We start from the raw sequence: 13054 nt of genomic DNA, 5'->3' as shown, positions 1-13054 counted from the left end.
CGGTGAAGAACAGGCCGAAGAGCCATACGCCTTGTCGGAGAGTTGCTCCCAATCGGAAGCGCCGCGGCAGCCTACAGGCGGCACCACGCGAGCAGAAGGAGCAGACCATGCCATCACCCGCCGACCGCGAGAAGTCCCTCGAGACAGCACTCGCCCAGATCGACCGCCAGTTCGGCAAGGGCTCCGTCATGCGGCTGGGCAGCGATGATCGTGCCCCCGTCGCGGTCATCCCGACCGGCTCCATCGCCCTCGACGTCGCCCTCGGCGTCGGCGGCCTTCCGCGTGGCCGCATCGTGGAGATCTACGGCCCGGAGTCCTCCGGTAAGACGACGCTCACCCTGCACGCCATCGCCAACGCACAGCGCGCCGGCGGCATCGCCGCGTTCATCGATGCCGAGCACGCGCTCGACCCCGACTACGCGGCCAAGCTCGGCGTCGACATCGATGCTCTGCTCGTCTCGCAGCCCGACACCGGTGAGCAGGCTCTCGAGATCGCCGACATGCTCGTGCGTTCCGGAGCGATCGACCTCATCGTCATCGACTCGGTGGCGGCTCTCGTGCCTCGTGCCGAGATCGAGGGCGAGATGGGTGACTCGCACGTGGGTCTGCAGGCGCGCCTCATGTCGCAGGCGCTGCGAAAGCTCACCGGCGGGCTGAACCAGACCAACACCACCATGATCTTCATCAACCAGCTGCGCGAGAAGATCGGCGTGTTCTTCGGTTCTCCCGAGACCACCGCCGGCGGTAAGGCTCTGAAGTTCTACGCCTCGGTGCGACTCGACATCCGCCGGATCGAGACGCTGAAGGACGGCACCGACGCGGTGGGTAACCGCACCAGGGTCAAGGTCGTCAAGAACAAGATGGCTCCGCCCTTCAAGCAGGCCGAGTTCGACATCCTCTACGGCATCGGCATCTCCCGCGAGGGCAGCCTGATCGACTTCGGCGTCGAGCACAGCATCGTGAAGAAGTCCGGTTCGTGGTACACCTACGACGGCGATCAGCTCGGACAGGGCAAGGAGAACGCGCGCACGTTCCTGCTCAACAATCCGGATATCGCTCTGGCCATCGAGACCCAGATCAAGCAGAAGCTCGGTATCGGCGGAGCAATCGCCGCACCGGAAGCGACTGACGAGCTGGCCGAGCGTCGTCCGGCCTGATGAACGACACACGTGGGGGCGATTCGGAACGGATCGCCCCCATCATCCCTCTCTTCGGCAAGAAGGCGTCCTCGACTGACGCGCCGTCCCGGCTGGCCCCTCCCGCTGATGACACGGATCGCGCGAAGGAGACGGATCACGCGGAGAAGGTCGTACCCCGACGCACCGGCGACTCGGGTCTGTGGCGGTCGGCGTGGGACACCGCGAACTCGAACGGCGCCGAGGACTCGGGCGATGCCGGCACTCCGAGCGAGCGTCATCCCGCTCGAGGCGCGGCAGCGCGGGCGGCTGCGTCGGCGCAGGCCGCCTCAGAGCCGTCGACGACCGAGAGGTCCGCGTCGAAGAGCATCGCTCCGCGGTTGCGCGCACTGCGCGGAACGCAGGACGAGGGAGTCGACGCCGAGCAGGGTCCGTCTCGCGAAGAACTCCGCGCGGTGGCCGAGGAGGCGTTGCTGCGCAAGCTCAGGTCCAAGTCGCTCTCGATCTCAGAGGCCCGCCTGGTTCTGCGAGGGCATCACCTCGATTCCTCCCAGATCGATGACGTGATCGATGACTTCTGCCGCCGCAGCTATCTCGACGACGCGGTGCTCGCTGAGCTGCTCGTGTCGTCGGGTGTGGAGCGCAAAGGACAGGGCCGGGTGGCACTGTCGCGAGCACTGTCGTTGCGTGGCATACCCCGCGACGTGATCGACGCAGCGCTCGACGACCTGCCCGACGACGACTCGGAACGTGCGCTGGAGTTCGCCCGCTCGAAGGCGCAGTCCATGAGCCGGCTCGACAACGACACCGCTGTGCGCCGCCTCATCGGCCAGCTCTCGCGCCGCGGGTACAACGGGTCCGTGGCGATGAACGCGGCGAAGACGGCGTTACGCGAGGTGGCGACGGGCGGTCGCTCCTCGGGCGTCCGCTTCGTCGATTCCGACTGAGCCGCGCCGCTCCGACGTCTCCCATCCGCTCGTACAATGGGATCATCATGACTATCCCTCGTAGCGAACCGACGATCATCGCGGCATCGTCGGCGGCCGTCGACGTCGACGGCCGGCAGCGGTCCTATGAAGTACGCACCTTCGGCTGTCAGATGAACGTCCACGATTCCGAGCGTCTGTCGGGATCCCTGGAGAGTGCCGGGTACACCCGAGCCGCCGACGGGGCTGAGGCGGATGTCGTCATCATCAACACCTGCGCGGTTCGCGACAACGCGGCCGGGAAGCTCTACGGGACGCTCGGACACCTCGCCTCCGTGAAGCGCCGCAAGGAAGGCATGCAGATCGCCGTGGGCGGCTGCCTCGCGCAGATGGACAAGCAGGCTGTGCTCGACAAGGCGCCCTGGGTCGACGTGGTATTCGGCACCCACAACATGGGGTCGCTCCCCGGGTTGCTCGAGCGTGCACGGCACAACGGCGACGCGGAGCTCGAGATCCTCGAGTCGCTCGAGGTGTTCCCTTCGACCCTCCCGACGAAGCGCGACTCGGCCCACAGCGGATGGGTGTCGATCTCGGTCGGCTGCAACAACACCTGCACGTTCTGCATCGTCCCGAGCCTGCGCGGCAAGGAGAAGGATCGACGCCCCGGCGACATCCTGAACGAGATCCGCCTGCTCGTCGACGACGGTGCGATCGAAGTCACTCTGCTCGGACAGAACGTCAACTCCTACGGCGTCGAGTTCGGTGACCGGCAGGCCTTCGGCAAGCTGCTGCGCGCCGCCGGAGAGATCGACGGCCTGGAGCGCATCCGGTTCACGAGCCCGCACCCCGCGGCCTTCACCGACGACGTCATCGATGCCATGGCGGAGACGCCGAACGTGATGCCTCAGTTGCACATGCCTCTGCAATCGGGCAGCGATCGCATCCTCAAGGCGATGCGCCGGTCCTACCGCAGTGAGCGATTCCTCGGCATCCTCGACAGAGTTCGCGACCGCATGCCGCATGCGGCGATCACGACCGACATCATCGTCGGGTTCCCGGGCGAGACCGATGCGGACTTCGAGGACACCATGCGTGTGGTCGAGCAAGCGCGTTTCTCCAGCGCGTTCACGTTCCAGTACTCGATTCGCGAAGGCACGCCGGCCGCGACAATGGAGGATCAGGTTCCGAAGGAGGTCGTGCAGGAGCGCTACAACCGGCTGCTCGCCCTCCAGGAGCGCATCTCCCTGGAGGAGAACCAGAAGCAGGTCGGTCGACAGGTCGAGGTGCTGGTGTCGACCGGTGAAGGCAAGAAGGACGCCGAGACCCACCGTCTCACCGGCCGCGGCGAGGACAACCGTCTGGTCCACTTCGAGGTCACCCCCGGTTCCGATCTTCCCCGTCCTGGCGATGTGGTGACCGTGACGATCACGCACGGTGCCCCGTTCCATCTGCTCGCGGATGACCCCACGGGGCAGCCGCTGCGAATCCGCCGCACTCGCGGGGGAGACGCCTGGGACCGCGGGCAGGCGGAATCCTGCGCAGTGCCAGCGCCCAGCGCGGACGGCGGGCCCCGGGCTGTCTCGCTCGGTCTCCCGACTCTCCGCGTCGGCGTGTGACGCGACCGGCCCGGCTCTGGGCGATCGTCGGCGCGACCGGCACAGGCAAGAGCGATCTCGCGCTGGAGCTGGCCGCGACGCTGCGAGCCCAGGGGAATCCGTCGGAGATCGTGAACGCCGACGCCATGCAGCTCTACCGGGGCATGGACATCGGCACGGCAAAGCTCCCCGAGGCGAAACGGCGCGGGATCCCGCACCACCTTCTCGACGTGCGGGAGGTGGACCAGGATGCCGCCGTCGCCTGGTACCAGCCGCGAGCTCGATCGGCGGTCGCAGCGATCCATGAGCGCGGCGGTGACGCGATCCTCGTCGGCGGGTCCGGCCTCTACGTGTCGAGCGTCCTCTACGAATTCCACTTCCCGCCCCGGGACCCTGCGGTCCGCGAGCGTCTCGAGCGCGATTTGGAATCCGATGGCCCCGCCGCTCTGCTCGAAAGGCTTCGCGTGGCCGATCCGGTGGCCGCTGCGCGTGTCGACCCTCACAACGGCCGACGCATCGTGCGGGCACTGGAGGTCCTCGAGCAGGGGAGCGCGACGCACGGTGCCGCGCTGCCCGAGCGACCGGTGCTGTGGCATCCGCACACCCGGATCATCGGGCTCCACGTCGATCGGCCGGTGCTCGTCGAGCGGCTCGACGCGCGGGTCAGGCGGATGTGGGACGACGGGTTGGTCGACGAGGTGGCCGGTCTCCGCGAGCGAGGGCTGGAGCGCGGGGCCACGGCGGGACGCGCCATCGGGTACGCGCAGGCCCTCGGACAGCTCGACGGACGGCTCACCGAGACCGAGGCCATCGCAGAGACGCAGGCGCTCACTCGGCGGTACGCGCGGCGTCAGGTGTCGTGGTTCAAGCGCTACGCCGAGATCGAGTGGCTCGACGCGCCCGGCGACGCGGGTTCGCTCCTCGGGACCGGGGACAGCGGCGAGTGATGTCGGTGGCTGGTGCCACTGTGAGGGGATGACGACCCACTACTTCACCGCCTCCAGCCTCGACGGGTTCATCGCCACCGCCGAGCATTCGCTCGATTGGCTGCTCAGACAGGACATCGACCACGACGGCCCCATGGCCTACCAGGGGTTCGAGAAGAACATCGGAGCGCTGGCGATGGGCGCCTCGACCTACGAGTGGGTGATGCGCCACGAGGAAGGGCGGTGGGGCTACGTTCAGCCGACCTGGGTGTTCACGCACCGCGAGCTTCAGGTTCCCGAGGGAGCCGATGTCCGGCTGACGCAGCACGATGTGCGCAGCGTGCACACCGAGATGGTGGAGGCCGCCGGCGACAAGGATCTGTGGATCGTCGGTGGCGGTGACCTCGCGGGGCAGTTCGCAGATGCGGGTCTGCTCGACGAGGTGTGGGTGCAGTATGCGCCGGTGACGCTCGGTTCGGGTGCTCCTCTGCTGCCGCGCGCGCTCGACCTCGAGCTGCTCGAGGTGGCCCGCAACCGCAGCTTCCTGTGTGGTCGATACCGGGTGAGGTACGACGGAGACGCGCGTGCCGAGCAGCCGGTCGGCACTCCCTAGACTGGGCTCATGGTCGCATTCACCAAGGGGCAAGGCACGGGCAACGACTTCATCATCATCGCCGATCCGGACGGTGAGCTCGAGCTGTCGGTGGAGCAGGTGGCTGTGCTCTGCGACCGGAACTTCGGGATCGGCGCCGACGGCATTCTGCGTGTGGTGCGTTCTTCTTCGATCGATGTCGGCGCGGCCGCACTCGCGGAAGAGCCCGACGCGGAGTGGTTCATGGACTACCGGAATGCTGACGGCTCGATCGCCGAGATGTGCGGCAACGGCATCCGCGTGTTCGCTCACTTCCTGGTCAGGTCGGGGCTCGCGACGATCGAACAGGGCTCCACGCTCCCCATCGGCACGCGGGCCGGCGTCCGAGATGTCACCAGGAGCGCGACCGGCTACCAGGTCGATCTCGGCCGGTGGAAGCTGTCGGGTGATGATCCCCTCGTGCGCGTCGACGGCTTGACGGTCACCCGTCCGGGGCTGGGGATCGACGTCGGCAACCCGCACGTCGTCGTCGCCCTCGCGTCGGAGGCCGAGCTCGCGGCGGTGGAGCTCCACCGCGCCCCCGATCTGGATCCTCTGCTCCCGGCCGGCGCGAACGTCGAGTTCGTCGTTCCAGGGGAGCCTCTGGTCCGGGATGGCATCGGACACGTGCGCATGCGCGTGTTCGAGCGCGGCGTGGGGGAGACCCTCAGCTGCGGCACGGGGGTGGCAGCGACTGCCCTGGCCGTGCGGTTCTGGGCTGGCGAGCAGGCGCCGAACAACTGGCAGGTCGAGGTGCCGGGAGGCACGCTGAGCGTGCGCATGTTCCCCGCCGAAGACGGCGAGCACGTCGCGCTGGCCGGGCCCGCTCAGTTGGTCTTCCAGGGCGAGGTCGATCTCGTCAGCTGAGCGCGATGGGTTCCGTCTGCGGGGTGCCGTGCTTGCGGACCTTGAGGATGCGATAGCCCTTGCCGGTCGCGGTGCGGAACACGCTGTATCCCGGGTGGAAGGTCGCTCCGATCCACCGCTGCAGCGAGTCTGCGCCGAGATTCCGCTGCACGACGAGCCACGCATCGCTGCGGTCGTCGAGGCGAGGGATCCAGCGTTCGAGCAGTCCGTGCAGCTCGTTCTTCCCCACCCGGATCGGCGGGTTGGAGCGGATTGTACGGAACGTGACATCCTCGGGAACATCATCGGGCAGCGATGCGTTGATATTGGTGAGGCCGAGGGAAGCCGCGTTGCGGCGAACGAGATCCAGAGCCCGCTCATTCACGTCGACGGCCCAGACCGTCGCGTGCGGAGCAGCAAGGGCCATCGAGAGGCTGATCGGCCCCCAGCCGCTGCCGAGGTCGAGAAGATGACCTCCCGGGGGCACCGGGGGCATGTTGGCGAGAAGCACTGCGGTGCCGGCATCCAATCGATCCGGGCTGAAGACGCCACCGGCGGTGGTGACATCCAGCTCACGGCCTGCGAGCGACACACGGATCGAACGCAGATTCTCGGGGCTTGCCGGGGCCGCAGTGAAGTAGTGGTCGGACCCCATACGGTGAGCGTACCGGACACCCCGGGCTAAGGTTAAGGCTCGCAACGAAAGCAGAGATCAGGAACGGATGACGGAGACCACGATCCCCTCCATGGATGACGAAGCAGTCGACCGCGTGCTCGCGAACGCAGAGAAGCGTTCGGAGGTGCGCGTCTTCGGTGCAGCTCAGGCATTGCAGGATTCGTCGACGGCGGCGCACTCGACCACAGACGGCAACCAATGGGACCTCGAGGATCGCCACGCGCTTCGCCGTGTCGGGGGTCTCTCCACGGAGCTCGAAGACGTCACTGAGGTCGAGTACCGCCAGCTGCGTCTCGAGAACGTGGTGCTCGTGGGCGTGTATCCGCAGGGTGCGCAGGAAGACGCCGAGAACTCGCTGCGGGAGCTCGCTGCTCTCGCCGAGACGGCGGGTGCCGTCGTCCTCGACGGCGTGCTGCAGCGTCGTCCTCATCCGGATGCTGCCACGTACCTCGGGCGAGGCAAGGCTCAGGAACTCAAGGACATCGTCGCTGCCGTCGGCGCCGACACGGTGATCGCCGACACGGAACTCGCCCCGAGCCAGCGCCGTGCCCTGGAAGACGTCGTGAAGGTCAAGGTCATCGACCGCACGACCGTGATCCTCGACATCTTCAGTCAGCACGCGAAGAGTCGCGAGGGAAAGGCGCAGGTCGAGCTCGCGCAGCTCGAGTACCTTCTTCCCCGCCTCCGCGGCTGGGGTGATTCGATGAGCCGTCAGGCCGGTGGACAGGTCGGTGCCGGCGGTGCCGGCATGGGATCCCGTGGTCCCGGTGAGACGAAGATCGAACTCGATCGCCGCCGCATCCGCACCAAGATGGCGCTGCTTCGTCGGCAGATCCGCGACTTCGGTCCGGCGCGGGAGGCCAAGCGCGCCGAGCGCAAGCGCAACACGATCCCCTCGGTCGCGATCGCGGGGTACACGAACGCCGGCAAGTCGAGTCTGCTCAACGCCCTCACCAGCGCCGGTGTGCTCGTCGAGAATGCTCTGTTCGCCACCCTGGATGCCACCGTGCGTCGTTCCGAGACGACAGACGGCCGCGTGTACACCTTCACCGACACGGTGGGCTTCGTACGCAATCTGCCTCATCAGCTCGTGGAGGCCTTCCGCTCGACGCTCGAGGAGGTCGGCGAGGCCGACGTCGTGCTGCACGTGGTCGACGCCTCACACCCCGATCCTGCCGGGCAGCTGAAGACCGTCCGCGATGTGCTGGGCGATGTCGGTGTCCGGGACATGCCGGAGATCGTGGTCTTCAACAAGGCCGATCTCATCGGTGACGACGAGCGTCTGGTGCTGCGCGGTCTGGAGCCGCGCGCGCAGTTCGTGTCGTCGCGATCCGGCGAGGGCATCGCCGAGCTCCGCGCCGCGATCGAGGAGGCGCTGCCGAAGCCCGCCATCGAGGTCCACGCCGTCATTCCCTACGATCGCGGCGACCTGGTCGCGGCGATCCATGAGACGGGGATGCTGCTCTCGGTCGAGCACCGCGAGGCCGGAACGGCCGTGCATGCTCGGGTGTCCGAGCGTCTGGCGGCCGAGTTGGCGCCGTTTACCGGCTGACCTCGATCCGGCCCGCTCAGCGCGCGAGGAAGCGAGCCTCCACGGTCGCAGCGATGACGATCTCGTCGGGCTCGTACTCCATGGCGGGCGCGGCGTCCGCCGAGAAGGCGCCGACTCGGGACTTCATCATGGCGACAGCGGGTGCCGGCTGTCCCGAGGAGATGAGTCCGACGTCCGCGATCTCCAGCGGCGTGACCTCACCCAGCCCTAGCGCACTCGCGTATGCCTGGGCGCGTGAGACCGCGACGCCGACAGCCGCCGCGGCGACCTCGCTCTCGACGCGCGCGATGGTGCGGGGAGTGAGGTGCCAGTTCACCCACCCGACCTCGACTCCGTCCCAGAGGGAGATGTCCGACACCCAGATCGAGAGCTCGGATGCCTCGGAGAAAGTCGCGGTGAAGTCGATGCTCGCGTAGTACACCGGGGCGAGCCGCTTGCCGTCGTTGTTCCACGGCCGTTCTGCTCGCACGGAGAGACGCTTGCTGGTCCAGTCGACCACGGTCCCGGCATCCGTGCGTTCGGCGATGCTGTTGCGCACCGGTTCGGCGAGGTTCATGACGTGCTCGACCACGGAGGTACGCTCCGGTCCCTCTGCATGCACGCTGACGAGGATAGTGGCGCGCTCGGGCGCGATGCGCGCCTCGTGCTCGCCGCGGACGGTGACCGTGACTTCGCTCATGCGGCGACTCTACGCCAGCAGACCCGGCAGCCGGGAATGGCGGACGTGCCGCCGACGTTGTAAGCTGTGATGCTCGGGCCATCAACGTCCGGGTAAAAAACTCCACAGTGCGACAGCGGCTCCTTCGAGAGAAGGATCACGGGGCTGATCGGTTTCGACAGCGCCTGTATATCCACGAGAAGCGGGCCGAGGATGCAGAGTTATCTCGTAAACGCTCTCTGCAAAAAAATAGTTGCCGAAACCAAGCGCAACGACTTCGCCCTCGCTGCATAAGCGAGCCCGATAGTCCGTCAGACCGTGTGTGATTCCGTCACGGACCCTGGCGTCATCTAGGAATCTTGCTGTGCGACGGCGTCTGGACGTCGCACGGGACTCTTCCCAGGCTGGGCTCGTCGACTTAGGTGTCTGTGACAAAGGTCGGAGCCGAGTAGAACGTCTTTACAGACTGCGCCCGGAGAAGGCGTGGATTTTCAGCGTTGGACGGGGGTTCGATTCCCCCCAGCTCCACCAGGTCGCTGTCGCAAATCAAGAGGCCCGTCTCTCCGGTGATCACCGGAGAGACGGGCCTTTTGCATCCTGCCCGGTGTCTTCGTGAGCGAGATCGAGAACCCACTCGTTGATCGCCAACTGCTGTTCGCGAAACACCTCGGTGGTTGAGCCGACGAGGCGGAAACCGGCGCGGCGGCACACCGCGTTGGAGGCGGGATTGTCTGCCCCGGGGAATGCGACCAGGAAGCGACGGCCATCGTCGTGCGCGCGCAGGTCCTCGATGAGAAGGGCGAGTCCCTGAGCGGCGATGCCCTGACCCTGCGCCTCCGGCAGCACGAACCAGCCCGTCTCCCACGCCGGCTCGCCGTGCCAGCTGACCTTCCAGTAGCCGATCGAGCCCACGGGGTCCGTGCCCAGAAGAACCACGAACATCCGTGCCTCGCCGGTCTTGAGGTAGCGAAGGTACCGCGTGTGACGATCGTCGATCTGCTGAGGCGACTCGGGACCGTTCAGATGCGAGGTCATCGCCGGCGTGTTCGCCCGGTGGAGCAGGGGCAGATCGTCGTCCTGCCACAGGCGCAGCGAGAGAGTTGTCATGTGTCGAGGGTGCCACGCGAGGAGCCGAGCGGAGTCCCGAACTCGCTAGCCGGTCCACTCGATGAGAACGAGGCCCTGCTTGGTGTCCGCGAGCTTCACCCATCCGTCACCGAAGAGATACGTCATGCCGTAGCCATCGTCGTCGGTACCCATCGAGTACCGCGGGTCCTCGGTGAAGTACGTGCCCTCGGGCCCGTCCTCGCGTCGCCATCCTCCCTCGAGAAGTGCTGATTGGGCGCTGGACGCATCGTCGGAGGTGATCTGCGACCACCCGTAGAGCTGGCCGTGATCGGAGCCGACGGAGTAGTCGGCCCAGAAGCAGAGCAGCCCCTCGGTGAGCTCCACGTCGCCGACGACGAAGTCCTTCGGTTTGGCCGTCCAGCCCGCGCCGGTCAACGCCTCGACCGTGCCCGTGGAGATCATGGACTCGCACGAGATCTCTGCTGCGGGTGCCGTCGGCGTCGGGGTGACCGGGGGCTCTACACCGTTACCGGAAGTCGGGGCCGTCGATGCCGCGGGGGGAGTCTCGAGCGGCTCCGCAGGGGCGGCGCAGGAGGTCAGGCACGCCACGACCAGCAGTCCGCCGATGACGGCGGAAAGGGTGCGAGTGGTCATCGCGGGCCTCGGGGTTCGGTCAGTCGTGCAGGAAGCTGAGGAAGTCGTCGTGAAGGATGCCGTTGGTGGCAAGCGTCGAGCGCGCGGAGATCGTCTCGTCGCCGTCGAAGGAGGTCATCCTTCCGCCGGCCTCCCGCACGATCGGGACTGCCGCTGCGATGTCATACTCCTTCACATCGAACTCCGCGACCATGTCGAGGCGTCCTTCTGCGAGAAGCATGTAGGCGAAGACGTCGCCGTACGCGCGATCGCGCCAGACGCGTCCCGCCAGTGCGAGCAGCGTGTCGAGGTGGCCGGCATCCGACCACTGGGCGATGCTCTGGAAGCTCACGCTCGCATCGTCCAGCGACGCCACCGACGAGGTCTTCAGCGGTCGAGGTTCGCCGTCGGTGGCCGTCCACGCCCCGGAACCTGCCGACGCCCACCAGCGCCGTTGGAGGGCCGGCATGCTGACGACGCCGACCTGCGGTACCCCGTCGATCGCGAGGGCGATCATCGTGCCCCAGAGCGGAACTCCGCGGAGGTAGTTCGCGGTACCGTCGATCGGGTCGATGATCCACTGCCGATGCGTGCTGCCCTGGGCGCCGTACTCCTCGCCGAAGATCCCGTCGTCGGGTCGCTCCGTCTCGAGGATGCTGCGAATCGCACGCTCTGTCGCGAGGTCGGCATCCGTGACGTGCGAGTTGTCGGCCTTCGTCGAGATCTCGAGGTCGGCGGAGTCGAAGCGCGCGAGTGACTCGGCATCTGCGGCGTCGGCCAGGCGAAGGGCGAGCTCGAGGTCGCGGCGCAGAGAGTCGGCGGGGAGGGAGGCTGTCACGCTCCAAGAATAGTCGCTGGGACCGGCGGGCCAGAGGGTCCTTCGGCCACCCTTACCTCGTGTGACGACGGGCCACGCCCGGGGTCGCGTCGATTTCGCATGGGACCGATCGGCTGGTAATGTAATTCCTCGGTCGGGGTCATCCCAGACCACGCACCTCTAGCTCAATCGGCAGAGCAACTGACTCTTAATCAGTGGGTTCTCGGTTCAAGTCCGAGGGGGTGCACGAAAATCCCCTGATCTCTCGCCAGATCGGGGGATTTTTGCTTGCTGCTGATGAATGCCCAGTCAGGATGCAGTCAGGATGCGCTCGCCCATCCCGCTAGTCAGGACGGCTCAGGATTCGCCTTCTTCGAGGCCTTTCGGAGCGCTCGATCTCGCGCCTTCGTCATCTTCGCAGTAACCTCGTCCATGCGGTCCGGGAACAACTTCGCATAGGTGTTGAGCGTCTCCTTGGCGTCGGCATGGCCCAACATCTTCTGGACCATGAGCACATCGGCCCCGGCCGCGATTGCGAGCGACGCTGCGGTGTGCCGTAGCCCCTTCGGGGTGAGCCCCGTGGGGGACTTCGCCGCCTCGGTCGCCTTCTTCCACTGCCGGTTGCGCCAGTTCGCGGTGCTCTCGTGCTTGCCCTCACGGTTCACGAACAACGGGGCCGCCTTGGGGCGCTTGGCGATCTGCGCGCGAAGGTCATCCACGAGGTGCGGGGGGATGGGTACCTCGCGGATGCCCGCGCGGGTCTTGGGCGTCTTGCCGATGATGGGAGCGCGCTTGCCATTGACCGTGAATGTCTTCGAGATCGAGATGCGGCGACGAGCCAGATCAACGTCTCCGACGTCGAGCGCGAACGCCTCACCGGGGCGCAGGCCGACGTTGCCCATGATGCCGACGAGGAGGGCATCCTGTGCGGTCGCGGTGATTCGCATCGACTCGATCAGCTTCTCCAGCTCGGTGTAGGTCAGGAAGATCACGGGTTCAGACTCGATGCGCGGCGTCTCGACTCCCGACGCGGGATTGCGTCTGATCCAGCCCTCCTGGACGGCGAACCTCAGCCCGGCGATGAACGGCACGAGAACGGCGTCGATGGTCGCAGGCTTCAAGGGCCGCTGCGCGCCTCTCACGCCCTCTCTGCGGGGCGCTGAGCCGTCTTGGAGGGCAGAGACCCACGTGTCCACGTCGGTGCGTCTGACGGCGCTCAGGCGAGTGCTTCCCCATCGAGGCAGGACGTAGTTCTCGATGCGGTCGCGGTAGGTGCTGCGGCTCGCCTCGCCGGGATTCTTCTTCGAGTTCATCCAGGCTTCGACGGCGTCGGCCACGGTCATCGCGGCGACCTCGGGGGAGGTGTAGCTGTTCTCTCGAAGGGAGTTCTCCACGAACGTCTTGTGTGCTTCGGCCTGAGGTTTCTTCGGGAAGCTCTGGGACCGCTCGTGGTTGGTGTCGGGATCGATCCAGACGACACGCCAGCGCTGGCCAGTGCCGTAGCCCGGCTTCTTCTCACCCTTCCGCTCTCCGTTGGAGTAAAGCCAGGTGTCAGCGATCCAAACTTTCGTGCTCATCCTTGCTCTCTCG

The 13054-nt window shown here is 66.8% G+C and carries 12 protein-coding genes, 1 tRNA gene, 1 other RNA gene and 1 pseudogene; 9 read left to right on the top strand and 6 right to left on the bottom strand.

Translation table 11 applies throughout. From position 1 onward, the window contains the following. The first annotated feature begins 107 nt into the window (after positions 1-107). The 6 genes from recA to dapF are packed head-to-tail and all read left to right on the top strand — an operon-like array spanning position 108 to position 6081. On the top strand, positions 108-1157 hold the full coding sequence (gene recA / locus QFZ21_RS03665; RefSeq protein ID WP_307374534.1) for a recombinase RecA: 1050 nt from the start codon (positions 108-110) through the stop codon (positions 1155-1157). Beyond that, the gene (locus QFZ21_RS03660) at positions 1157-2083 is read left to right on the top strand and encodes a regulatory protein RecX (protein ID WP_307374532.1); all 927 of its coding nucleotides are present in this window, start codon (positions 1157-1159) and stop codon (positions 2081-2083) included. The genes recA and QFZ21_RS03660 overlap by 1 nt, the downstream gene beginning before the upstream one ends. A gap of 47 nt (positions 2084-2130) precedes the next feature. After that, positions 2131-3678, top strand: coding sequence for a tRNA (N6-isopentenyl adenosine(37)-C2)-methylthiotransferase MiaB (miaB, locus tag QFZ21_RS03655; RefSeq protein ID WP_307374530.1), 1548 nt, complete (start codon positions 2131-2133; stop codon positions 3676-3678). Continuing rightward, the gene (miaA, locus tag QFZ21_RS03650; protein ID WP_307374528.1) at positions 3675-4604 is read left to right on the top strand and encodes a tRNA (adenosine(37)-N6)-dimethylallyltransferase MiaA; all 930 of its coding nucleotides are present in this window, start codon (positions 3675-3677) and stop codon (positions 4602-4604) included. The genes miaB and miaA overlap by 4 nt, the downstream gene beginning before the upstream one ends. Before the next feature lie 28 nt (positions 4605-4632). Further along, positions 4633-5196, top strand: a complete 564-nt coding sequence (locus tag QFZ21_RS03645; RefSeq protein WP_307374526.1) for a dihydrofolate reductase family protein — start codon at positions 4633-4635, stop codon at positions 5194-5196. 9 nt (positions 5197-5205) lie between these two features. After that, complete coding sequence (dapF, locus tag QFZ21_RS03640; protein WP_307374524.1) at positions 5206-6081, top strand: diaminopimelate epimerase; 876 nt, start codon at positions 5206-5208, stop codon at positions 6079-6081. On the opposite strand, the gene QFZ21_RS03635 is transcribed toward dapF, so the two are convergent. Continuing rightward, the gene (locus QFZ21_RS03635) at positions 6074-6715 is read right to left on the bottom strand and encodes a class I SAM-dependent methyltransferase (protein WP_307374523.1); all 642 of its coding nucleotides are present in this window, start codon (positions 6713-6715) and stop codon (positions 6074-6076) included. The genes dapF and QFZ21_RS03635 overlap by 8 nt on opposite strands. Before the next feature lie 292 nt (positions 6716-7007). On the opposite strand from QFZ21_RS03635, the pseudogene hflX reads away from it, so the two are divergent. After that, positions 7008-8288, top strand: a pseudogene (gene hflX, locus QFZ21_RS03630) (GTPase HflX); the annotation flags it as partial. A gap of 16 nt (positions 8289-8304) precedes the next feature. On the opposite strand, the gene QFZ21_RS03625 reads toward hflX, so the two are convergent. Next, positions 8305-8967 carry an SIMPL domain-containing protein gene (locus QFZ21_RS03625; RefSeq protein ID WP_307374519.1) on the bottom strand — a complete coding sequence of 221 codons (663 nt, stop codon included), beginning with the start codon at positions 8965-8967 and terminating at the stop codon, positions 8305-8307. Positions 8968-9107: 140 nt separating this feature from the next. Between QFZ21_RS03625 and ssrA the strand changes: the two genes are divergently transcribed. Beyond that, positions 9108-9477, top strand: a transfer-messenger RNA (tmRNA) gene (gene ssrA / locus QFZ21_RS03620). 39 nt (positions 9478-9516) lie between these two features. Here the strand turns inward: ssrA and QFZ21_RS03615 are convergent. The 3 genes from QFZ21_RS03615 to QFZ21_RS03605 are packed head-to-tail and all read right to left on the bottom strand — an operon-like array spanning position 9517 to position 11485. Beyond that, complete coding sequence (locus tag QFZ21_RS03615) at positions 9517-10053, bottom strand: GNAT family N-acetyltransferase (protein ID WP_307374517.1); 537 nt, start codon at positions 10051-10053, stop codon at positions 9517-9519. Positions 10054-10098: 45 nt separating this feature from the next. After that, complete coding sequence (locus tag QFZ21_RS03610) at positions 10099-10668, bottom strand: hypothetical protein (RefSeq protein ID WP_307374516.1); 570 nt, start codon at positions 10666-10668, stop codon at positions 10099-10101. A gap of 19 nt (positions 10669-10687) precedes the next feature. Then, positions 10688-11485: an inositol monophosphatase family protein gene (locus QFZ21_RS03605; protein ID WP_307374514.1), complete on the bottom strand. Its 798-nt coding sequence runs from the start codon at positions 11483-11485 to the stop codon at positions 10688-10690. Between the two features lie 153 nt (positions 11486-11638). On the opposite strand from QFZ21_RS03605, the gene QFZ21_RS03600 reads away from it, so the two are divergent. Next, positions 11639-11711 (top strand) — tRNA-Lys (locus QFZ21_RS03600). Between the two features lie 100 nt (positions 11712-11811). On the opposite strand, the gene QFZ21_RS03595 is transcribed toward QFZ21_RS03600, so the two are convergent. Next, positions 11812-13041, bottom strand: a complete 1230-nt coding sequence (locus QFZ21_RS03595; protein WP_307374512.1) for a tyrosine-type recombinase/integrase — start codon at positions 13039-13041, stop codon at positions 11812-11814. Between the last annotated feature and the right edge of the window lie 13 nt (positions 13042-13054).

Origin of the sequence: Microbacterium sp. W4I20 (assembly GCF_030816505.1) — a bacterium.
In the GTDB taxonomy this organism is placed as follows: domain Bacteria; phylum Actinomycetota; class Actinomycetes; order Actinomycetales; family Microbacteriaceae; genus Microbacterium.
The sequence above is the reverse complement of the archived record's forward strand: the minus strand, read 5'-3'. Positions and strand labels throughout refer to the sequence as shown.